Source organism: Coprococcus sp. BIOML-A2, assembly GCF_009875795.1.
In the GTDB taxonomy this organism is placed as follows: domain Bacteria; phylum Bacillota; class Clostridia; order Lachnospirales; family Lachnospiraceae; genus Coprococcus; species Coprococcus aceti.
In genome coordinates, this window is record NZ_WWSI01000002.1 from 23,110 (window position 1) to 45,867 (window position 22,758).

General features: G+C 45.7%; 19 protein-coding genes and 1 tRNA gene. All 20 read left to right on the forward strand.

Annotation, left to right across the window (positions count from 1 at the left end):
• Positions 1-99: 99 nt before the first annotated feature.
• The 20 genes from GT575_RS04115 to GT575_RS04210 all read left to right on the forward strand — a co-directional run bounded on the left by GT575_RS04115 (position 100) and on the right by GT575_RS04210 (position 22,665).
• A complete protein-coding gene (locus tag GT575_RS04115; RefSeq protein ID WP_015533296.1) occupies positions 100-1,041 on the forward strand; it encodes a carbohydrate ABC transporter permease in 942 nt (313 codons plus the stop codon).
• A 10-nt stretch (positions 1,042-1,051) separates the two neighbouring features.
• Complete coding sequence (locus GT575_RS04120; protein ID WP_022216607.1) at positions 1,052-1,912, forward strand: carbohydrate ABC transporter permease; 861 nt, start codon at positions 1,052-1,054, stop codon at positions 1,910-1,912.
• 112 nt (positions 1,913-2,024) lie between these two features.
• Positions 2,025-2,843, forward strand: a complete 819-nt coding sequence (locus tag GT575_RS04125) for a YesL family protein (protein WP_015533295.1) — start codon at positions 2,025-2,027, stop codon at positions 2,841-2,843.
• 179 nt (positions 2,844-3,022) lie between these two features.
• Positions 3,023-3,595, forward strand: coding sequence for an RNA polymerase sigma factor (locus GT575_RS04130; RefSeq protein ID WP_022216606.1), 573 nt, complete (start codon positions 3,023-3,025; stop codon positions 3,593-3,595).
• Positions 3,585-5,144, forward strand: a complete 1,560-nt coding sequence (locus GT575_RS04135; RefSeq protein ID WP_161171551.1) for a hypothetical protein — start codon at positions 3,585-3,587, stop codon at positions 5,142-5,144. The genes GT575_RS04130 and GT575_RS04135 overlap by 11 nt, the downstream gene beginning before the upstream one ends.
• 2 nt (positions 5,145-5,146) lie before the next feature.
• On the forward strand, positions 5,147-6,541 hold the full coding sequence (locus tag GT575_RS04140; RefSeq protein ID WP_015533292.1) for a hypothetical protein: 1,395 nt from the start codon (positions 5,147-5,149) through the stop codon (positions 6,539-6,541).
• Between the two features lie 152 nt (positions 6,542-6,693).
• Positions 6,694-7,644 carry an HPr(Ser) kinase/phosphatase gene (hprK, locus tag GT575_RS04145; RefSeq protein ID WP_015533291.1) on the forward strand — a complete coding sequence of 317 codons (951 nt, stop codon included), beginning with the start codon at positions 6,694-6,696 and terminating at the stop codon, positions 7,642-7,644.
• A gap of 57 nt (positions 7,645-7,701) precedes the next feature.
• Entirely contained in the window at positions 7,702-8,643 is a 942-nt protein-coding gene (locus GT575_RS04150) for an ROK family glucokinase (RefSeq protein ID WP_055223838.1), read from the forward strand.
• 291 nt (positions 8,644-8,934) lie between these two features.
• The gene (gene murB, locus GT575_RS04155) at positions 8,935-9,849 is read left to right on the forward strand and encodes a UDP-N-acetylmuramate dehydrogenase (RefSeq protein WP_161171552.1); all 915 of its coding nucleotides are present in this window, start codon (positions 8,935-8,937) and stop codon (positions 9,847-9,849) included.
• A 27-nt stretch (positions 9,850-9,876) separates the two neighbouring features.
• Positions 9,877-10,755: an RNase adapter RapZ gene (gene rapZ, locus GT575_RS04160; protein WP_015533288.1), complete on the forward strand. Its 879-nt coding sequence runs from the start codon at positions 9,877-9,879 to the stop codon at positions 10,753-10,755.
• 32 nt (positions 10,756-10,787) lie between these two features.
• Entirely contained in the window at positions 10,788-11,738 is a 951-nt protein-coding gene (gene whiA / locus GT575_RS04165) for a DNA-binding protein WhiA (protein ID WP_015533287.1), read from the forward strand.
• 19 nt (positions 11,739-11,757) lie between these two features.
• The gene (locus GT575_RS04170) at positions 11,758-12,018 is read left to right on the forward strand and encodes an HPr family phosphocarrier protein (RefSeq protein WP_015533286.1); all 261 of its coding nucleotides are present in this window, start codon (positions 11,758-11,760) and stop codon (positions 12,016-12,018) included.
• A 78-nt stretch (positions 12,019-12,096) separates the two neighbouring features.
• Entirely contained in the window at positions 12,097-14,817 is a 2,721-nt protein-coding gene (locus GT575_RS04175; RefSeq protein ID WP_022216602.1) for a tetratricopeptide repeat protein, read from the forward strand.
• A 92-nt stretch (positions 14,818-14,909) separates the two neighbouring features.
• Positions 14,910-15,401 carry a hypothetical protein gene (locus GT575_RS04180; protein WP_015533284.1) on the forward strand — a complete coding sequence of 164 codons (492 nt, stop codon included), beginning with the start codon at positions 14,910-14,912 and terminating at the stop codon, positions 15,399-15,401.
• A gap of 117 nt (positions 15,402-15,518) precedes the next feature.
• Positions 15,519-16,799 carry a DUF4143 domain-containing protein gene (locus tag GT575_RS04185; RefSeq protein WP_022216601.1) on the forward strand — a complete coding sequence of 427 codons (1,281 nt, stop codon included), beginning with the start codon at positions 15,519-15,521 and terminating at the stop codon, positions 16,797-16,799.
• 29 nt (positions 16,800-16,828) lie between these two features.
• A tRNA-Thr gene (locus GT575_RS04190) sits at positions 16,829-16,901 on the forward strand.
• A gap of 74 nt (positions 16,902-16,975) precedes the next feature.
• Entirely contained in the window at positions 16,976-17,521 is a 546-nt protein-coding gene (locus GT575_RS04195) for a DUF5662 family protein (RefSeq protein ID WP_015533282.1), read from the forward strand.
• Positions 17,522-17,532: 11 nt separating this feature from the next.
• Entirely contained in the window at positions 17,533-21,117 is a 3,585-nt protein-coding gene (locus tag GT575_RS04200; protein WP_161171553.1) for a DNA polymerase III subunit alpha, read from the forward strand.
• Between the two features lie 26 nt (positions 21,118-21,143).
• On the forward strand, positions 21,144-21,950 hold the full coding sequence (locus tag GT575_RS04205; protein WP_022216600.1) for a TrmH family RNA methyltransferase: 807 nt from the start codon (positions 21,144-21,146) through the stop codon (positions 21,948-21,950).
• An 82-nt stretch (positions 21,951-22,032) separates the two neighbouring features.
• On the forward strand, positions 22,033-22,665 hold the full coding sequence (locus tag GT575_RS04210; protein WP_015533280.1) for a single-stranded DNA-binding protein: 633 nt from the start codon (positions 22,033-22,035) through the stop codon (positions 22,663-22,665).
• Positions 22,666-22,758 lie beyond the last annotated feature (93 nt).

A 22,758-nucleotide genomic window follows, 5' to 3' on the forward strand; every position in this document is an offset into this window, starting at 1 on the left:
AAGGATAAAACTATAAAGTAACAAAATGCACGCATCAGTAATGAAAGTTGCTGGTGCGTGTGTACTATAGACCAATATTTTAAGGGGGCGTATCACACTATGAAAAAGAACAAGACAGTTGAATATGGCAAGTATGGTTTGATGTTCCTCATTCCGTTCTTCCTTGTTTTCCTTATCTTTCAGCTGTATCCACTTATCTATACGTTCTACAACTCATTTATCTACTCAGCTAAGAATGGTAGATATGTGACAACAAGCGTAGGACTCGGTAACTTTACCAATTATGTGTTTGCAAAGACCGGAAGTGAGTTCTGGCAGGCACTTGCTATAACAGTTGTTCTGTGGTTGGTAAACTTCGTACCTCAGATCCTTCTCGCACTTGTTCTTGCTGCCTGGTTCACAGACATCAAGGTTAAGATAAAGGGTCAGGGTGTATTCAAGGTAATCATGTACATGCCTAACATCATTACAGCAGCTACAATCGCCGTTCTCTTCTACGGTATGTTCGAGGTTCAGGGACCTATCACGAGCCTGTTCAGAAGTTGGGGATGGTGTGATGAGGGTGGTATCCTGAATCATGGCTGGGCATCACTTATAATCATTGCTTTTATCCAGTTCTGGATGTGGTATGGTAATACAATGATCGTCCTTTGTGCAGGTATTCTCGGTATCAATCCATCACTTTACGAGGCAGCCAGTGTTGATGGTGCTACATCAAAGCAGCAGTTCTTTAAGATAACACTTCCACTGCTCAAGCCGATCTTACAGTACACACTTGTAACATCAGCTATCGGTGGTCTGCAGATGTACGATATTCCACAGCTCTTCAACGAAGGTAACCCGGTTGTAAGAGTAGGTGGATCAGATGTCAATTCTACAACAACAGTAGTTATGCTTATCAAGAAGTACGTAAGTGCAGGTCCTACACAGGATTATGGTAAAGCTGCAGCTTACTCAGTAATGCTTTTCGCATTCACATTGATTATAAGCTTACTGTTCTACAAGCTGACATCAGAGAAAACAGAAAAACAAGGAAAGTAGGTGAACAAAGTTGGATCAGACAGAATCAAAAGCAACGGGAACGAGGGTTTTAAGATATGTCATCTGTATCATACTTTGTTTCCTGTCAATCATACCGTTTTATATTTTGTTAATTAACTCAACACTTAAGTCCAGTGATATTCTTACAGGAATAAAGCTTGTTCCTGGATCACAGTTCATCACTAACTTCAAGGGACTTTTAGAGGGTGGTGCGAAGACGAGTGGAGTAAACGTACTTCAGGCTATGCTCAATTCGTTAATTATCACAGTACCTGCAACAGCTCTTCAGATCTACTTCGGTTCTCTGACAGCTTACGCAGTTACAGTTTACAATTTCAAGGCAAAGAATTTTGCATGGGGCTTCATATATGCTATCATGATGATTCCTCAGCAGGTATCTATCGTAGGTTTCATCAAGATATGTAACCTCACACATATTTATGGTTCATATCTTGCAATGATCATTCCAGCGATCGCAGCACCAACAACTGTTTACTTTATGAAGCAGTACATGGAGACTGGCCTCTCAGTAGAGATCGTAGAGGCTGCCAGAATTGATGGATCAGGAGAAATTCATACGTTCAACTCGATCGTACTTCCTCTTCTGAAGCCAGCTATGGCAACTCAGGCAATCTTCGGATTCGTTGCATCATGGAATAACCTGTATACACCTTCTATCATACTTGCTACAGAGAGAAAGAAGCAGACAATGCCAATGTACGTTCAGGCGTTAAAGGCAAATGATAAGTCAAGAGATTGGGGTCAGATCTATTGTGGACTTTTCACAACTGTTATTCCAATCCTCGTAATGTACTTCTTCCTTTCTAAATATATTATTGCAGGTGTTGCACTTGGTGGTGTAAAGGAGTAATATATATTGTAATCAATTAAATATAATGTAGGTATCGATGACTCTTGGGTCGATCGATACCCGCATTATATTATTTTTTTTTACGAAACAATAAGCGAAGAGGACATTTTGAATGAGCGAGATATCAAACAACAGGGAAGAGAGCAGAGAGAATGACAGGGGAAAAGAGAAAGAACCACTTCTGAGACGGGCAATGGATGCGTTTGGAACTATATTTGCACTTAATGTGTGCTTTGTAGTTGGCTGTATACCTATATTTACAGTGGGAGCATCGCTGTCAGCTCTTTATGCTATGTGTATAAGACTGCAGGAGGATGAGGAAGAGACGGTTGTCGCCGGATTTATCCATGAGTTTAAGAGAAACTTTAAACAGTCGACCATAGCGTATTTCTTTATTCTGCTTGCGATATTTGTAATGTATTTTGAATTCCTGCTTGTCAAGAGAGTGACGGGATTCATATCTACATTCTACACAGGAATTCTTGTGACAGAACTTATATTTATGGGACTTATTGTTCCGTTTTTGTTCCCGTTGATAGCCAGATACAACAATAAGCTGGGAACCACGGTGAGAAACTCACTGGCTTTGGCTATCACATATAAGGGCTCATGGTTAAAAGTATTTATCGCATGGTTTGCACCTATATTTATATGCGTGAGATACCCTATGATATTTGTTAATATATGGTATCTGTGGGTTTTATTCATATTTGGTGCGATTGCATACGGAACCAGTACGACGATGAGGAAGATATTCAGACTCAACGAGAAGAAACTGGAGGAAACCGCCCGAAAAGCCGAGGAAGAGGCGAAGAAGGCAAAGGAGGAGGCTGAAGCTGCTGCGAAACTGTTAGAAGCCGAGGCTGAAGCTGAAGAAAAGGATAAAGAGGATACAGGGAATAAAGAAGACTTGGATTCGGAACAGGCATAAAGCCTGAAGATAGTGATATTTCCCATAAAAGAGGTTAAAGAGAAATCTTTAACCTCTTTTTTTATGAAAAAGTGTCACATTTATGATAATGTAATCGTTATATATAGTGAACGTTCAAAAAAGACAGAATATCAAGGGGTGTTCATGGCGGGGAACACATGAAAAAGGATAGGGAAATTATGCATAATGATAAGAAAGACAGCGAATTGATAGCAGAATATTATGACAAGTACGAACAGAAGTTATACAGGCTGTCGTATGCCGTATTGGGAGATATATGGCAGGCGGAGGAGGCTGTACAGGAGACATTTCTGAAAGTCATAAGATACAGGAATATGATAAAAAGGATGCCGGAGGAGAAGAGGTCGGCGTACATAACCAAGACTGCAAGAAATATCGCTGTTGATATGTACAGGAAAAATAAAAGAGATAAAGAGGCTGTGTGCAGTCTGCAGGGGGATGACGATTCCACGGAACTTGCAGACAACATCCTGTGGAGTCATGCCGATCCATCGGTGAAGAGCAATATGGCTGATGAGGTGGAGAACAGACAGTTGATAACAGGCATACTTGGAAGATTATCTGATGATGATGCCCTAGTGCTCCAGCTAAGGATAGTGCGGCAGCTCAGTGTAAGAGAGACAGCTGATCTGATGCGGCTGACAGAGGCTGCGGTCCGGAAGAAATATGAGCGGGCGGTAAAGAGAGCGCGAAAACTGCTGATGAAGGAGATGATGCTGGATGGAGAATAGGAATATGGAGAATGTTGATAACACGGACAATACGGATAATATGGACAAGCTGTCTGAACATGAATTTTCGGCAGAATACAAAGCTAAAAAGGAAAGTCTGCTCGCCGGAATGAGAGATATGGAGGAGTCCGGCAGACCGACAGGCCTCGGGAAAAGACATGGAGGAATGGAGAGAATTATCAAGGTTGCAGCACTGCTGCTGTGTGGTGTGATCCTTATACCGGTATCGATCCATGCTGCGGTCAGCGTGTATAGATTTACGATCGAGAAGAATGGTGGTTATGCAAGTGGAACGATAGAGCTCAATGACGATGGTGTTGCCACAGCTGCAGATGACACCGAGAGCACGGAGACTCTGGACGCGATGAAAAAGAGAATGGCGGAGGAGGAAGAAAATGGAACACAGAGCATAATGAAAGGAAGAGATGGTAATTCATACATGATAAATTCTGGCAAAAGATACGTGGAGATCACTCTTGATTATCTGCCGGAAGGCGTGGTTCAGGTCGAGGAATGTAAGTATGACAGCCCGGACAGGAAAGGATATATGGGAATATCCATAGCGGCAACCCAGTGGAATGGACAGTCGAATACTGTGATAAACCGAAGCATCGAGGATGCCACAGTCAGACAGGCGGGAAGTTATGAGTACCTGTTGTTTGAGAGGGGAGGAGTTGATTGGGGATTTGATAGAGTGCTGTACGTTCCGATAAAAGAAGAGTCCGTTATTCTGACTGTGTATATCGGCTGCGATATAACGGATGAGGAACTGGACAAGATCGTGACCGGAATAAATGTCAAGGATGCTGAGGGCGATGATCCATCTAACTGGGTCGGAGTTGACTCAACATTTTATGATGACAATCCGGATAATGTTGATACGATCCAGGTGGATGACAAGTACACATTTATAGGATTGGACGAGTCGTTTGTTGTGGATGGCGTAGAGATGACGGTAAACAGTGTGAACGTATACGATGACACCCGGGGAATAGATCCTGCGGATATGCTCTATGTTGTGGGAGATCTCAAGGAGAAAGGGCTGGTGGATACGGACGGAAACTTTGTGGATGTCAGATGTCGGAGGATGAACGAAGCGACAGATAACAGCTTTACAAGCTGGGGAGATTATAATAACAGCAGCTTGCGGATGGTTGCGGTGGATATCACATATAAAGCGGACTACAGAGCATATCCGTATGACGATATAGTTATAGATCTTGAGAGGGGAGAAAAACTCTCGGGGGACAAGCTGGCGCCACCGGTTGACACGAATTATTATTGCGGAGATGGCGAGCCTCGTGCGAGTTATGAAAGACGGATGACATATGGAGTACCTGCGTATGTAGTAGATGACGGCACAGAGATTACTGAAAAGAGCGTGGATGGCTACTGCTGCCTGAAGAGGGATGGCGAAGAACATTTGCTGACGGTGTATTTCCTTGTTGACGAGAGTGAGCTTGAGGATTGTTACATGCAGGTAAGTCCGAGCAGTTCAATGGCAGGTTATTATGAGTATATGACAATATATCTTGGTGAAGGAGAGTAAATATGAGGAAAAGAAGATGGATGATATGTGCAGCTTTGGTTTGCCTTGCGATGGCGTGCGGTGGCTGCGCGGATAAGAAAAAGGAAGCAAACACGGCGGTCATAGAGGGCGATGATATCAAGGAATACAGCAGCGGAACGGACACGTCCGGGGACACCGAGAAGGATGCAGATTATGATGACAGTGTGGGTGGACTTGCCAGAACACTCAGCATTCCGACCAGCGTAAGTGTTGATATACCTGTTGAAAATTGCGGAACTTTGGAGTCTGCAAGCATCAAAGCGTCGGAGATCAAGACTCCGGATGCCGATAAGATGTATACGAAGAAGTTCACCATGGGCAGCATAGGAGCTGAAGACAGGGAGACGATACTCAAAAGCATATTTGACGAGGAGGATGGAGTTTTCGAGTATCCATATGATATGAAGGACAGTGTGACACAGGAGCAGAGAGATGAACTGTTCGCTCATAGGGGTGCCGATGTGGATTACAGCAAGGATTATTTTATTGGGAAGATAGATGGAGTTGAATACATACTGTATTTTTATGATCTGTCGTGGATATCAGATGAGGGATTTTCTATCCAGCTTGCGGTGACGGACCCTGTTCCTGAAGATATGGCGGACAAGGGTGCGACATTCACGGAGTATACCTCATGGGATCCCGCGGAACTGATAACGGCAAATGAAGGGAATCCGTCGGACGTTCAGACTGATGAATCCAATATGAGTGGCATGGATGAGGATGCCGGAATGGTAAAAGCGCTGGACTACATGGACAAATGGGGCTTTAATGATGTGGTCCCTACATCACAGTCGGAGCTTTACCGCCAATATAGTGATGAGTATGGAGAGGTTGTAGGATATGAGAAGGATGGATACTCTGTGACATTTCAGGCGTCCGTGAATGGACAGCCGCTCTATCAGCCGGATGCATTTGGCATAGACACCATCTCAAACCAGAAGAATGCGGAGGACAGTGGTTCGTTTTCTGCAGAGAAATACTACTATACGGAGCAGTCCACATACAGTATCGCATTTACAGGAGAGAAACTTACGGGATTTACATGTACTTGGCCGATGAAGTCCGCGGGGGATATTCAGGATGCAGGGACACTGATCACCTGGGATTCTGCGGTGACAAGCCTCAAGGGAGTCATGGAGAGCCACTTTGCGGATTATACCGGATATAATTCAGTGGAGTTCAACGATGTGAGACTCACATATTTCAGGATAAAGACAGGGGACGGCGAGTATGAGGCTATACCTGTGTACTCATTTGCACAGTTGGATTCGGATCATTCCGACACTTACCCGATACAGCTTGTACTGATAGATGCGAGGGATGGAAGCGAGGTCAGCATGGTTCAGGATGAGGCGAGATTCCTGAATAAATAGACCACAAATGAGTTGCATATTTGGCTGTGTAATTGTGCATGTCTGCTTGACAACAGAGAGCGTACATAAGTATAATTAATTGCGATAAAATAAGTCATATTGACTATATTAGGAAAGGAAAAACATCGGTTTCGGTGTTGCAGAGGGTTTATATGGTTTACAGTGTTACGGTTACACAGCTTATAGAGAAGATGGATCTCAAGAACCATACTCCGGAGATCGATACGGATAAGATACTTATCCAGGATCCGGGTATGAACAGACCGGCAGTACAGTTTGGTGGATTCTTCGAGCACTTTGATGCAGGAAGAATACAGATTTGTGGTAATGTTGAGCATGCCTATGTGGCAGCTATGCATACTGAGGAGGAGAACAAGCGCATCATGGATGAGTTCTTCTCATACAAGCCGCCATGCCTTATATTCTGCCGAGGCCTTGAGCCATATCCATTTATCATAGAGATGGCAAAGAAGCATGGGGTTCCAGTACTCACGTCCGATGCGGTCACATCTGCATTTGTACATGAGGTGGACAGATGGCTGCATGTGGAGCTGGCTCCAAGAATATCGGTGCATGCGGTTCTTGTCGATGTATACGGCGAGGGCGTACTGATCATGGGTGAGAGTGGAATCGGTAAGTCGGAGGCGGCGCTGGAGCTTCTGAAGAGAGGACACAGACTTGTTGCGGACGACGTGGTTGAGATCAAGAAGGTCAGCGATGCAACTCTTGTAGGAAGAGCTCCTGACATAACAAGGCATTTTATTGAGCTCAGAGGAATTGGAATAATAGATGTGAAATCACTGTTTGGTGTTGAGTGCGTTAAGATAGATCAGAATATCGATCTTGTCATCAACCTGGAGGAGTGGAGCAAAGATACAGAATACGACAGACTCGGACTTGAGGACAATTATATGGAGTTCTTGGGAAATAAGGTGGTAAGTCACAATATACCTATCAGACCGGGAAGAAATATCGCGATCATAGTTGAGTCGGCGGCTGTAAACCACAGACAGAAGAAGATGGGATACAATGCAGCTCAGGAGCTTTATAACAGAGTTACACAGAATATTATGAAGGGCAACGGCGGTGGTGACAAGCAGTAAATGACTGCCGGCCGTGATATTACAATAAAAAGCGGAGAATGTGGAAGGAGAAAAAACATGGCTAAGTATGTATTTGGAGTTGATGTTGGAGGAACTACAGTAAAGATGGGACTTTTTACCGTTGAGGGCGAACTGCTCGACAAGTGGGAGATCAAGACCCGCACAGAGGACGGTGGAAAGAATGTTCTTCCGGACATTGCTGATTCTATAAAGGAAGTTATTGAAAGCAAGAAGCTTGCAAAGGAAGATGTTGAGGGCGTTGGAATCGGAGTTCCGGGACCTGTCAAGGAGGATGGAACGGTTCTCAAGTGTGTAAACCTCGGATGGGGAATACTGAATGTTGAGGACGAGCTGGAGAAGCTGATCGGATATCCTGTAAAGGCTGGAAATGACGCAAATGTCGCTGCGCTCGGAGAGATGTGGCAGGGCGGTGGCAAGGGCCACAGCAATCTGGTAATGGTAACACTTGGAACAGGTGTTGGCGGCGGAATCATACTCAACGGCAAGATGCTGTTCGGCGTGAATGGTGCCGGCGGTGAGATCGGACATATATGTGTTGACGATTCAGAGACTGAGACATGTGGATGCGGAAACAAGGGATGTCTGGAGCAGTACACATCTGCAACAGGCGTGGTAAGACTTGCGGGCAGAGCTATGGCAGCTTCAGATAAGAAGTCAACTCTCCGTGAGCTCGAGGCTGTTACTGCAAAGGATGTATTTGACGCAGCAAAGGCAGGAGACGAGCTTGCACTTGAGATAGTTGATACACAGGCACGTATCTTGGGTCGTGCGCTTGCACAGATAGCATGTGTAGTTGATCCTGAGATATTTGTAATCGGTGGAGGCGTGTCAAAGGCGGGCTCCATACTTACAGATTCAGTAAAGAAGTATTTCGAGCATTATGCATTCCATGCATGCAGACAGACAAAGTTCGCACTTGCACAGCTTGGCAATGATGCAGGTATTTATGGAAGTGCATGCAGCATACTTGGAAGGTAATTGACCTGAATGTAATTTCGGTAAAATTTACCAGTAGAATTTGTGAAAATATCCAAAGGTTTTGCGAAAGATGGTAAATTTATATTAAATTTTAATATTGAATTATAAAAGTCTTTAATGTATGATGAATTTAATGGTGATGAATAGTGCCGTAAAATTCAATATATTAAAGACTTTTATTGTGTATGTTAAGAAAAAAGCAGTTCTCTGTGACAGAGGGTGCTTTTACTTTTGTTTTAAAATACATGCACATGTGAATAAAATATAGAAGACAGATTGTATGAGGTTGACATGTCAGATTTAGAAATATTGAACAGTATTCGAGAGATAACCGGAGAGAAGAATGCAAGCGCAGATGAGGTGATGAGCGCACACACTACCTTCAGGGTGGGCGGTCCTGCCGACTATTTTGCGAGTCCTTCTGATGCAGATCAGGTTGCGGGGCTTATAGAACTTTGTCGGAAATGTGAGATACCGTATTTTGTTCTTGGTAATGGCAGTAATCTGCTTGTGTCGGATGCTGGCTACAGGGGCATGATAATCAATATAATGGACAATATGAATGGGATAACAGTTGACGGTGATGTGATAACAGCCCAGGCCGGGGCAAAGCTGGTGAGAGTCAGCAGACTGGCAAGGGATAATTCGCTGACCGGTCTTGAGTTTGCTTCCGGGATTCCCGGTACTATAGGCGGTGCGGTGTATATGAATGCGGGAGCTTATGGTGGTGAGATGAAGGACGTTGTCACCAGTGTCAAGGTGATGGATGCCGATGGACATATATATGATATGTCGTCGGATGAACTGGATTTTTCGTACAGACACAGTGCTGTGGAGGCTGAGGGGCTCATAGTTCTTGAGGTTACCATGAAGCTGGCAGCAGGTGTGCAGCAGGATATAGATGACAGAATGAAGGAATTGTCGGATTCCAGAAGAACAAAGCAGCCGCTTGAGTATCCGTCGGCGGGCTCTACATTCAAGAGACCTGAGGGATATTTTGCGGGTAAACTTATAATGGATGCAGGACTCAGGGGATATTCTGTGGGAGGAGCACAGGTGTCCGAGAAGCACTGCGGATTTGTTGTGAACAGGGGCGGTGCAACCGCTGCTGATGTGACAGGTCTGATCCGTGATGTACAGAAGAAGGTTATGGATCAGTTTGGCGTGATGCTGGAGCCTGAGGTGAAGATGCTTGGCGATTTCTAGCATTTAGTGAGACAGGGAGAACAGAGCATGAGATTTGTTATTGTGACAGGAATGAGTGGAGCAGGAAAGGCAACGGCGCTTAAGACGCTTGAGGATGCCGGATTTTTCTGTGTTGATAATCTGCCTATCCAGCTTATAAAAAGATTTGCCGAGATCGCTTATGATGAGCAGATCCAGGTGGATGATGTTGCTATCAGTGTTGATATCAGAAGTGGAAGGGCTTTGTCACAGCTCAATTCGTGCCTGGCGGATATCAGAAGAGAGGGTATGAATTATGAGATCCTGTTCATTGAGTGTTCCAATGCAACTCTGGTAAAGCGTTATAAAGAGACTAGAAGAAACCATCCTCTTTCGGTCAAGGGTGGGCGAATAATAGATGGAATAAACAAGGAGCGTGAGCTTATTGGCTTCCTCAAGGAGGAGGCTGATTATATAATCGATACTACCAACCTCCTTGTGAGAGAGTTTAAGGCGGAGCTTGACAAGATATTTGTGCAGAATGAGGAGTATTCGAATTTCATAATTACGGTCATGTCATTTGGCTTTAAGTATGGAATACCGAGGGATTCTGATATAGTTCAGGATGTGAGATTTCTGCCTAATCCGTACTATGACCTTGAACTCAGGGAGAAAACGGGAAACGACAAAGAGATACAGGACTATGTTATGAACTGCAAGGAGGGCCCTGAGTATCTGGAAAAGTTTATAGATCTGATAACATTTTTGATACCGAATTATATCAAGGAAGGCAAAAATCAGTTGGTCATTTCCATCGGCTGCACAGGCGGAAAACACAGATCCGTCACGATAGCCAATGCTGTCTATGCCCGTTTGCAGAAGTCAAAGTATACAGTGAGGATAGTTCACAGGGATATTTTGAAGGATTCAATAGTCAAGAAGTTGTAGCATGTAATAACAGATAGTATAGCAGGTGGAATATGTCATTTTCTTCAGACGTTAAGATGGAGCTGGCAGGGAATGTCCCGGGAGCGAGGCATTGTCAGATAGCTGAGCTGGCTGCGATGATCTCAATGGTGGCATATGTGAGATATTGGGCCGGCAGACCGGCCGGGCTGGTGATAGTTACAGAGAGAAGTGTTATCGCAAAGGAGATAGCTTCCCTGATAAAGAGGCTGTTCAGATATATTCCGGACTCAAGTGTAAGAAGGACCGGAGCTGACAGCAGAGTATACAGGATGGAGATCAATTCTCCAGAGATTGTCAATACGATACTGATGACCTTGAAGATAGAAAACGAACATGAGTGTGAAGGACTGATACAGTGTCAGCTCATGAAGGTCAGCAGGATGGATGTTCAGCAGGATTGCTGCAGAAGAGCATATATAAAAGGAGTGTTCATGACCTCGGGATCAATCAGTGATCCGAACAAGGGATACCACATGGAGGTGGTGTGCGAGAACGAGGGAAGGGCACAGTTCATACAGGAGATAATAAACGGATTTGGTGTGGAAGCCCGCATAATACAGCGGAAGAAATACTACGTCGTCTATCTGAAGGATGGAGAGATGATAGTTGATATGCTGGGAATAATGGGGGCACACATATCCCTGATGAATATGGAGAACATAAGGATCAGGAAGGATATCCGTAACAATATCAACCGCAGGGTCAACTGTGAGGCCGCAAACCTCAACAAGACCGTGAGCGCTGCTGTAAAGCAGATGAATGACATTAATTACATAATAGAGACAAAGGGCATAGGATATCTGCCCGATAACCTTCAGGAGCTGGCGCTTGCCAGACTGGAGAATGAGGATGCTTCCCTTAAGGAGCTTGGTGAGATGATGACGCCGCCGATCGGTAAGTCGGGGGTTAATCATAGATTAAGAAAAATAAGTGAAATCGCAGAAGAAATGCGGGGCTGTTGATGAGCCCAAGGAGGATGTAATGATCGAAAAGACAGTTGTTGTATCAATGATGGGAGAGGCAGAGGAAAGACCTGTTGCAGTTCTTGTACAGATTGCAAGTCAGTATGACAGCAAGGTTCACCTTGTTACCGGAGATAAGAGAATCAATGCTAAGAGCATTATGGGTATGATGAGCATGAACTTCGAGAATGGCAGTGAGCTCACTATAGTTGCAGACGGTGCTGACGAAGAGGCAGCAGTCAATGCACTTTCAGAATATCTGACAAAAAACAATAAGTAATTTGGATGATTTATTGCACCTCGGATGTGTATGTGGTAAAATAAATTTATCAATGGACATTTGTCGGAGGAACAGGATATGGGATTTTTTGACGGATTATTAAAGAAGATACCATTCGTATCCAGATTTTCCAAAAAGAAGGAACCTGTCAACAATGTGGAGCTCCAGTTCAACAAGGCCATGAACCTTATGGACAACGGAGATGCTGAGGAATCAGTAAACATACTTGAACAGGTTGCAGACATAGGAATAATGGATGCGCAGTATAAGTCATATGGGGATGATGCTCTTCTTGCACTTGCAGAGTTTTATGAGAAGGGAAAGTATCGCAACGCAGTTGTGGATGTGGATCTGAATAAATCTACCAAGTATTACGAGAAGTATGTGAATCAGAACCATGACGGCGATGTTATATTCAAGCTTGCCAAGATGCTTCTGGAGGTTCAGAACTTCTCAAAGGCAATCAAGTATTATGAGCTTGCAGCCACAGATTACGGTATAAAGGCAGCGTATATGAGCCTCGGCTCAATATACGAGAGCGGACTTAACAGAGTGGATGAGTACGGCAACAAGAGTGATTATGTCGTGCCTATCGATCTGGACAAGGCCATGATGTGGTACAAGAAGCTTGCTGATACCGGTGATGCCAAGGCAAAGGCTTCATACGAGAGAGTTGAGTACATGAGTACCCATGGTGACAGCCTTGAGTTCGAGGAGAAGGACAAGCTGTACACGGATATAGCAGAGGCCAGAAAGGCAAAGGGAAAGGAGCCGCGTTACAAGGTTATCGAGGCTTCAAGACTTCAGTATCAGTACACATATGTACATGATCAGGTTGAGGGATTCATCCACAAGCTTCCAAAGGGCTGGGTGAAGACGATCAACGAGTCGACAGGCGAGGAGTATTACGCACCAAGTCTTACATATAAGGATTTTGCAATGTATGTATATTATGACAGTGTGCCAAAGGATTCAAAGATGACTCTTGAGAACTACCTGAGATACTGTAACGATGCGTTTGACGAAGAGCTGCAGCTCAAGGCGTATGTCACAGAGTATGCAGATGGAATATGTACGACTTACTATCACAAGGACATGGAGAAGGGAATCGTGTCATTTGCCTTCTATCATGGACGTAGACTGGCATGTATGAGATTCGTATGTGCTACTATGGAGATCATAGAGCAGTACGAGGAGATCATATTTGAGACAGCCAACTCATTTGCGTTTGTAGATCCTACACTGGCCAGTGACCACAGTGCCAACAGAAAGGATATGCAGTATTATAACGAGGCTATATACTGCTACTACCTTGAGGATTATGAGGGTGCCATGAGAGCCGCAAAGCAGGCTCTTAAGCTTGGAAGCATAAAGGCAAGTTACCTTCTGATAGAGCTGTACTACGATGAGGACAGCCCGTACAGGGATGTTGAGAAGACTATAAGCTATGCAAAGCAGTTGTTTGAGGCGACTAAGGATCCTGAGCTTGCATTCCTTCTTGGAATCGTATACGACCAGCAGCTCAAGGATTATGTGAAGGCAGTTAACTGGTATGAGAATGCAGAGCGTCTTGGACACAAGAGAGTTGCATTCTATCTTGGAAGAATATATTATTACGGTCTGCTCAGAACTAAGAGAGACGGAGGCAAGGCACTGTCTTACTTCAAGAAGGCCAGAGAGAACGGTATTCAGGAGGCTGAGGGCTATATCAAGGATCTTGAGGATCTCAAGGGAGAGGATCTTCAGACAGCCGTTGAGAAGTGGGAGCGTGCAGTGGAGGCCGGAAGCGAGTCAGCGGCTATCAAGATAGCCATGATGAAGCAGAGACAGATTTTCTACATTGCAACACCATATGAGATTGAGAAGGCTTATCTTGAGGCACTTGGTCTTGGAAGCGCCCGTGCCGGATATGAGCTCGGAAGAATCTATCAGGTACAGGAGAAGCAGGATAACTACAGGGGCGAAATCAAGAGTATCAAGTATTTCGAGAAGGCGTTCAATGCGAACTTCGATGACTGGGATAAGGAGAACCTGTTCAAGGTCATCAATTACAAGGTTGAGAAGGGCCTGGCAAACGACGAGGCCATCAAGTTGTACATAGAGAATGCAAGTATGGGATATGTTCCGGCTATAGAGAAACTTATCGGACTTGTGCCTACAACTACCCAGCAGATATGGAGCCTGTATGACGCTCTTATCGATCTTGCTGAGACCGGTGATGAGTCAGCGATAGTTGCCATGAACAAGCTGGAGATGAACTATGTAGACCTCATACTCAGAGAGCCGGCCAAGGGACAGAAGGTTGTGGAGAACAAGTTCTTCAGACTCTGTGTTCCAAAGGAGTGTAACTCAGTCATCAACGATGACGGCGGTACTATCAAGATGGCTGATTCAGTCGTTGAGTTTGCAGTTGCCGAGATGCCTGTCAATGCTACGGCAGAGCAGGATTACCTGAAGATCTACAAGCTGATAGTTTCAGAGTATCTGCCTGATGAGAATGCGGATGTGATCATTGCAAACTCAAGAATGATCGGATCTGCAATAAGGGCTTCAAAGGATAACGTACATACATTCAGCATCCTTCTGATAAGCTCCAAGAACCAGTACATATTCAAACTGAGTTCCAAGGACAGGCGTCAGATGATGCAGTTCAAGGATGTCGTAGTTGCAATAGCCAAGTCTCTTGTTGAGACAGGTGAGATCTACAAGGCGACAGAGGAGGGCAAGAAGAACATCGGTCTTGCATTCCTGCTGAAGGCTAATGAGAGTGGATTCCTGTCGATCGGCAAGGGAGAGTAATACAACAGGATATCAATTAGATCAGAATGATCCCGGAGGACATATCTCCTCCGGGTTTTTTACCCCATAGGGATAGAGAAAGGGAGCATATTATGCCGGGACTTAACAAGAGAGAGCTCACGAGCAAGCCTTTGAGAATGGATTCCAGAATGGCGAGGGATTTGGAGAGATTATCTGATTATACCGGTTATTCTCAGAATGAGATCATTCTCATGTCCATAAAGAAATATCTCTTTGAAAATCGTGGGTATTTCCTGCGGGATATGGTTGAGGAGAAATGCCTTTTGCGCATTGAGAAGGAAGTAAGGATCATGCGTGGAGAGACCCATCTGAAGTATGGAGACATGACGGTGGATGTGGTGAAGTCAGAGAATGCAAATGGTAATATCAACTTATATGTAGCGACTATAAGACTTCGTAATAAGCTTGGAGAGATATTCTATGAGGATGTACAGGAGCTGGATATGTCGGGAAAAGACTGGGAATATTATAAGGAGTTCCTGTATGAGGTTGTGATGAAGTATATGGATATCGATGAACCAGCACTTAAGACGTATTTCAGGGAAAAATTCCTGTATGAATAGTATAAAGTGATAAAAAATCAGAGAGTGCAATGATATGGGTTTAACTATTTACATTGCAAATTTTTAGTGGTATCCTATAATAGATTTGGAAAAAGTGGTCGAATCGAGGTGAGATGCTTGTTTAGAAATGTTATGAATGACCTTGCAACATGGTATGAGACCGGAGCGGATAAGATTGCAGTTGTCCGTGGTGGCAAGTTTGTTGGCAAGACATGGGCTGTGGCTGATTTTGCCATGGGATTTTTTGAGGATCATATAATAATAGATATGGACAAGTATCCGGACTTTGCCGCATATGCAGCAAAGGAGAGGAGACCGGAGAAGCTTCATGCCAAGCTTACAACGTCGCTTGACAAGTATGATTTCAAGGATAAGCTTCTTATATTTGACAATGCGCAGAACTGTGTGGGACTGCTCGGCAACCTTGTTGAGTACAGCAGATATAATACTGACTGCAGGATCTGTGTCATTGCGACATCCTGTGGACCAATCCCGGGAGAGGAAGAGTGCCAGGATGACATATGCGTATATGAGATGATGCCTATGAACTTTGAGGAATTCCTGAAAGCGGGAAAGGGCAGAAAGCTCTGTGCATTTATAGAGAACCAGAAGATCACACCGATGCCGGATGAGGTCAGGGACAGCGTCCAGACAATGCTTGAGACTTTCTTCGTGACCGGAGGAATGCCGGAGGCGGTGGATGAATATTATAAGACAGGAGATCTCAGAAGAGTTGATGTGGTTTTGAAGTCTATACTTGACAGAACTACTGAATATCTGATAAACTCCACTCCGAAGAGATATCTTACCAAGGTCATGGCGATATGGAACAGTATTCCGGTTCAGCTTACCAAGGAGAACAAGAAGTTCATGTATGGATACGTTGATCCGAAGGCCCGTGCCAGGGAGTACGAGGCGTCAGTTGATCAGATCGTCAGGATGGGCGTTGTGCGTCAGGTGTACAGAGTCAGGAATGGAGTGCTTCCTCTGGCAAACCAGAAGGATGACAAGTCATTTGAGCTGTATCATCTTGATCATGGCCTGCTCAGGGTCATGGCTGGTATTCTGGTTCAGGATATTGACACAGATAATGTTCTTGATATGATGGATGGAGTTATAGCAGAGCAGTACGCTCTTGCAGAGCTGTATGTGAACAGGAGTATCGGTGATCTGTATTTCTGGATCTCATCGGCCACAGCGAAGGTTGATTTCGTGTATGAGGGCGATGGAGAGGTCATTCCAGTGGATGTTCAGACAAGTCCGCACACCAAGGCCCAGAGCTCCAGAGTATTCAAACAGAGATATGACAATCAGACTTCAGTGAGGATATCTACAGATGACATGTTTGTCGATAAAGGATTGGTAAATATACCGCTATATGGTATCTGGTGTTTCTAACCGATAGCGTATGGTAGTAATTTATAGATGCCGAAATAGCTCAGTTGGTAGAGCAACGCATTCGTAATGCGTGGGTCGAGGGTTCGAGTCCCTTTTTCGGCTTCAATATTGAGGAAGGCTGCCTGCAAAAGTTTTTGCGGCAGCCTTTTGTACTCAGTGGGAAAGGACGGGATGATATGGATGCTCCAAAATGGTACAGACATTTGAAAACCATAAACAGACATAAGAGAATGGTCATGCATAACTGCTTTAAGTGCGGATTATACTGGCAGGGGCTTGTGCACGATCTGTCAAAGTATTCGTGGACTGAGTTCTCAGTCGGGGCAAAGTATTATCAGGGAACAAGAAGCCCGAATGATGCGGAGCGCGAGAGCAAGGGATATTCAAGCGCATGGCTGCACCACAAGGGAAGAAACAAGCACCATCTGGAATACTGGGTAGATTACAGTGTTGACAGGAACTGTGTGGAGCTGGTGGGAATGCGCATGCCGGAGAAGTACGTTGTGGAGATGTTCTGCGACAGGGTGGCTGCCAGCAAGAATTATAATGGTGATAAGTATACGGATTCATTTCCGCTTGAGTATTATCTGAGGGGCAGATCCAGACATCATCTGCACCCTGAATCGGCGGATCTGCTGGAGGACATGCTAACGACTCTGGCTGAGAAGGGCGAAGATTATACATTTGACTATATAAGGCGGGAGATACTGCATAACAAATAAGGAGGAGACATATGGAGTTTACACATCTGCATGTGCATACAGGCTACAGTCTGCTGGACGGTGCGGCGAAGATAGACGGACTTGTGCGCAGGGCAAAGGAACTGGGATATGATTCCCTCGCAATAACGGATCACGGCGTCATGTACGGTGTTATAGAGTTCTATGAGACTTGTCTCAGAGAGGGGATAAAACCTATTCTCGGATGTGAGGTGTATGTCAGTCCGGGATCACGATTTGACAGGGAAGTTGGAAAAGGTGATGACAGATATTATCACCTCGTCCTTCTGGCGGAGAATGATCTGGGATATCACAATCTGTCCAAGATCGTGACCAGAGGATTTACCGAGGGCTTTTACTATAAGCCGAGGGTCGATATGGAGGTGCTGGAGAAGTACCATGAGGGAATTATAGCGCTCAGCGCCTGTCTTGCCGGTGAGGTTGCGACAAAGCTTAGAAAGGGCGACTATGACGGTGCGAAGGAGACTGCGATAAGATACAGGAATATATTTGGCGAGGAAAACTATTTTCTGGAGATGCAGGATCACGGAATACCTGAGCAGGCAACTGTGAATGCGGGGATCATGCGTCTGTCAAAGGAACTGGGTATCCCTATGGTCGTGACAAATGATTCGCACTACATCTATGCCGAGGACTGGGAGGCACATGATGTTCTCCTGTGTATACAGACTAACCACAAGGTTCAGGACGAGAACAGAATGCGCTATGAGGGAGGTCAGTTCTACCTCAAATCAAAGGAGGAGATGGCTGAGCTGTTCCCATATGCCCTGGAGGCTCTGGAGAATACACATAAGATCGCAGAGCGGTGTAATGTGAATATCGTATTTGGCGAGCAGAAGGTTCCGAGATTCGATGTGCCGGAGGGATATACCGCGGAGGAATATCTGGATCATCTGGTATATGAGGGTATGGAGAAAAAGTACGGACTTACATATGAGGAGTCCGGTAAGATGGCCGAGGGAACCCACGGCTACGAGGTCAGACAGAGAATAGATTATGAGCTGTCTGTCATAAAGAGCATGGGATTTGTGGATTATTTCCTGATAGTGTGGGATTTCATTCATTTTGCAAAATCGCAGGGAATCGCAGTTGGACCTGGAAGAGGTTCGGCGGTTGGCAGTGTGGTTGCTTACTGTCTGGACATAACGACAATTGAGCCTTTGCAGTACAACCTTCTCTTCGAGAGATTCCTGAACCCGGAGCGAGTATCCATGCCGGATATTGATATAGATTTCTGTTATATCAGACGTCAGGAGGTTATCGACTACTGTGTAAGGAAATATGGCGAGGAGTGCGTGACACAGATAATAGCATATCAGACCATGGGCGCAAGAAACGTCATAAGAGACGTTGGAAGAGCCATGGATCTCCCGTATGCGGTGTGTGATTCCCTTGCAAAGGCAATACCTGCAGAGAAGGATATGACTATAGATATAGCACTCAAGACGAGCAAGGATTTCAGGGATATGTACGAGGGCTCGGACGAGATCAAGAAGCTTGTGGATATAGCCAGAAAGCTTGAGGGACTCCCTAGAAATGCAGGAATGCATGCGGCGGGAGTGGTTATAGGCCGTGAAGCCATAGAGGAGTACGCGCCTTTGTCAGTCGGAGCCGAGGGCGCGGTGGTAACCCAGTTTGAGAAGAACACGGTGGAGCATCTGGGAATGCTCAAGATGGACTTCCTGGGACTCCGTACGGCGACTGTTGTGCAGGATACAGTCAAGCTGGTCAAGCAGACAACAGGCAAGGATATAGACATAGACAATATAGATTACGATGATCCGAATATACTTGGACTCATGGGACAGGGAAAGACCGAGGGTATGTTCCAGCTCGAAAGTGAGGGCATGAGAAACTTCATGATGAAGCTGAAGCCGCAGAGTCTGGACGATGTAATTGCCGGTGTTGCTCTGTTTAGACCGGGTCCTATGCAGTTCATAGACGACTACATCAGGGGCAAGGAGAACCGTGAGCTGGTTCACTATGATACCCCTGAGCTTGAGGAGATACTTGAGCCGACTTACGGATGTATCATTTACCAGGAGCAGGTAATGCAGATCGTTATGAAGCTGGCGGGCTATACGCTGGGAAGAAGTGACCTTGTGCGCCGAGCCATGGCGAAGAAGAAGCCTGAGGAGATGGAGAAGGAGCGTCATAACTTTGTGTACGGCAACAAGGAGCTCAATGTTCCGGGATGTGTGGCAAATGGAATCTCGGAGACCGTGGCAAATAAGATATTTGACGAGATGATGAAGTTCGCGGAGTACGCATTTAACAAGTCCCACTCCGTGGCATATGCGGTACTTGCGGCGCAGACAGCGTACCTGAAGTATTACTATCCGGTGGAGTTCATGGCTGCGCTGATGTCATCGGTAATTGACAACAATGGCAAGGTTGCAAAGTATATAAGCGTGTGCAAGCAGATGGGTGTTGAGGTGCTCCCTCCGGATATAAATGAGGGAGTGGCAAAGTTCTCCATAAGCAACGGCAAGATAAGATACGGCCTCTCCGGTATCAAGAGTGTCGGAGGCGCTGTTGTCGACAGGATAGAGGCGGAGAGAACCAAGAATGGACCGTTTAAGGATCTCAGGAATTTCCTCACAAGGATGCCTTCAAAGGATACAAATAAGAAAACTGTGGAAGCTCTGATACTCAGCGGTGCATTTGATGATATGGGGGCAAACAGAAAGCAGATGATGATGGCTCTTCCGGCCATAGCGGAGGAAGCAGCAAGGGAGAGAAAGAGCAGGGAGTCCGGGCAGATGTCTCTGTTTGACCTGATGGGAGACGATTTTGTGCAGAGCAATCTTGTACCTTACCCTGATGTGGAGGAGTATTCGGATCAGGAGAAGCTGGCGCTTGAGAAGTCTGTGCTCGGAGTGTATATATCGGGACATCCGCTTGGCAAATATATCGAGCTTATGCAGAGAACATGCACGGCTCAGGCGACGGATTTCGTGGTGGACACCGAGGATGACGATGAGATGAGCCGGGATCAGGGTGACGGAGATGGACAGAAGCTTCAGGACAATGCAATGTATGTCATCGGCGGACTCATATCAAGGGTGACGGTGAAGCTCACCAAGAACAATCAGAATATGGCGTATGTGACGATAGAGGATTTGGTCGGACAGGTCGAGGTTATAGTATTCCCGAGGGATTTCGAGAAGTTCAGGGACAGACTTCTGGTGGATTCCAGAGTGTTTGTCAGGGGCAGGGCGAATCTCGGTGAGAAGGAAAACAAGCTCATATTGTCGGATATGATAAGCTTTGAGGAGGCAGAAGGTGGCAAGAGCTTTCAGTCGGGGAAGCCATGGAACAACAGACAGAAGCCTGTTCAGAGCAAGAGCCAGCTCTGGGTATTGTTCGATGATGTGGACGAATACATGAAGAACGAGTCTGCATTTATGTCGATCCTTGAGGAGTACAAGGGCACATGTCCAGTGTACGTGCAGCTCAAGAAGTCCAGACAGGCGAAGAATATGGGCCGGGGATTCTGTGTGGATGAGAATTCCGGCGTGGTGTACGCGCTCCAGATGGAATACGGCAAAGACAGGGTATTGCTCAGAAAAGTGTGACAGAAATACCGCAAAAGGAGAAAAAAGTGGAAGTAATTACAGCAAACAGTAATCCGAGGATAAAAGAACTTAATAAGCTGAACAAGGATGCAAAGCTCAGAAAGGACAGAGACGTGTTCGTGGTCGAGGGGATACGCATGTTCAGGGAGCTTCCGCTTCAGAATGTTCAGGAGGTGTATCTGTCGGAGAGTGCGCTTAAGGAATACAGGGATGAATTCAAGAGCATGGGTGTGCTTGATGGCAGGAATACCTGGATACTCAGCGACGGAGTGTTCGCAGGGGTGTCACAGACCAAGACTCCACAGGGGTGCATGGCTGTGGTGAAATGCATGCATTATCAGCTTGATTCCGTGCTCGGCAGGAATGACAGAGAGACATTTCTTGTGCTAGATACGCTCCAGGATCCCGGAAATATGGGAACTATATTCAGAAGCGCAGAGGCAGCAGGTGTGACCGCCGTGCTTATAGGAAAAGGTTCATGCGATCCGTACAATCCGAAGGTAGTCAGATCGACGATGGGTGCCATATTCAGGGTGCCATTTGTCATGTGCGATGACCTGCCCGGGACCGTGGAGGAGCTGAGACGGTCAGGTGTTGTGGTGTACGGAGCACATCTGGACGGCGACGATCTCTACGACATAGGATTCCCGGACAGGGTGGCGTTCCTCATAGGAAATGAGGGAAATGGCCTGACGGATGAGGTGGCGTGCAGAGCCGACAGACTTCTCAGGATTCCGATGGAGGGCAAAGTCGAATCGCTGAACGCTGCAATATCGGCGACTCTTTTGTCGTATGAGGTAATGAGACAGCGAAAGAGAGACCGACAAAACTAGATTAAACAAGACAGCATATTTTTGTACTGCGTGGCATAACTTTTAAAGTATGCAAAAGTTTGTTATAACGGAGGGAGAAAATATGACTGAAAAAACATTAAACAACAATCAGGTAGTGGTGGCAGGAGAGATAGCATCAGAGTTCGTGTTCAGCCACGAGATATTTGGCGAGGGCTTCTATATGGTGGATCTCATCGTCAGCAGACTCAGCGATGCTTACGATACTATTCCGCTCATGGTGTCTGACAGACTGTTCGATGTGAACGAATCCCACATAGGGGAGCGCATCATGGCAAAGGGACAGTTCAGGTCATACAACAAGCATGAGGAGACCAGAAACCGCCTTATACTGTCTGTGTTTGTGAGAGAGATCGAGACCATAGACGAGGATGATGCTGAGGAGGAGAACAGACCAAATCAGATCTATCTTGACGGTTACATATGTAAGGCACCTGTGTACAGGATGACGCCCCTTGGAAGGGAGATCGCGGATGTGCTGCTGGCGGTCAACAGAGCATACGGCAAGAGCGATTACATACCATGTATCTGCTGGGGCAGAAATGCGAGATTTGCCGGAAAGCTCCAGGTAGGAGAGCATGTAGCCATTTGGGGAAGGATCCAGAGCAGGGAGTATCAGAAGCGTATCGACAATGACCAGGTGATCAGCAAGGTGGCATACGAGGTGTCTGTGAGCAAGATGGAATGTCTTGAATGATATTTCATAAGGAGGGGCCCACGTCAGTGGGAGGAACCCTTGTGAAGCACGCAGTAAAATATATGGTTGACATGGTCTGGATGCGGTGATATA

What these genes read in the sequence shown, in the direction of transcription:
- hprK (WP_015533291.1), top strand. Translation starts at nt 6,694, where the DNA reads ATGGTTTACAGTGTTACGGTTACACAGCTTATAGAGAAGATGGATCTC.
- GT575_RS04130 (WP_022216606.1), top strand. Translation starts at nt 3,023, where the DNA reads ATGCATAATGATAAGAAAGACAGCGAATTGATAGCAGAATATTATGAC.
- GT575_RS04180 (WP_015533284.1), top strand. Translation starts at nt 14,910, where the DNA reads ATGCCGGGACTTAACAAGAGAGAGCTCACGAGCAAGCCTTTGAGAATG.
- GT575_RS04195 (WP_015533282.1), top strand. Translation starts at nt 16,976, where the DNA reads ATGGATGCTCCAAAATGGTACAGACATTTGAAAACCATAAACAGACAT.
- rapZ (WP_015533288.1), top strand. Translation starts at nt 9,877, where the DNA reads ATGAGATTTGTTATTGTGACAGGAATGAGTGGAGCAGGAAAGGCAACG.
- murB (WP_161171552.1), top strand. Translation starts at nt 8,935, where the DNA reads ATGTCAGATTTAGAAATATTGAACAGTATTCGAGAGATAACCGGAGAG.
- GT575_RS04125 (WP_015533295.1), top strand. Translation starts at nt 2,025, where the DNA reads ATGAGCGAGATATCAAACAACAGGGAAGAGAGCAGAGAGAATGACAGG.
- GT575_RS04170 (WP_015533286.1), top strand. Translation starts at nt 11,758, where the DNA reads ATGATCGAAAAGACAGTTGTTGTATCAATGATGGGAGAGGCAGAGGAA.
- GT575_RS04115 (WP_015533296.1), top strand. Translation starts at nt 100, where the DNA reads ATGAAAAAGAACAAGACAGTTGAATATGGCAAGTATGGTTTGATGTTC.
- whiA (WP_015533287.1), top strand. Translation starts at nt 10,788, where the DNA reads ATGTCATTTTCTTCAGACGTTAAGATGGAGCTGGCAGGGAATGTCCCG.
- GT575_RS04200 (WP_161171553.1), top strand. Translation starts at nt 17,533, where the DNA reads ATGGAGTTTACACATCTGCATGTGCATACAGGCTACAGTCTGCTGGAC.
- GT575_RS04135 (WP_161171551.1), top strand. Translation starts at nt 3,585, where the DNA reads ATGGAGAATAGGAATATGGAGAATGTTGATAACACGGACAATACGGAT.
- GT575_RS04210 (WP_015533280.1), top strand. Translation starts at nt 22,033, where the DNA reads ATGACTGAAAAAACATTAAACAACAATCAGGTAGTGGTGGCAGGAGAG.
- GT575_RS04150 (WP_055223838.1), top strand. Translation starts at nt 7,702, where the DNA reads ATGGCTAAGTATGTATTTGGAGTTGATGTTGGAGGAACTACAGTAAAG.
- GT575_RS04140 (WP_015533292.1), top strand. Translation starts at nt 5,147, where the DNA reads ATGAGGAAAAGAAGATGGATGATATGTGCAGCTTTGGTTTGCCTTGCG.
- GT575_RS04175 (WP_022216602.1), top strand. Translation starts at nt 12,097, where the DNA reads ATGGGATTTTTTGACGGATTATTAAAGAAGATACCATTCGTATCCAGA.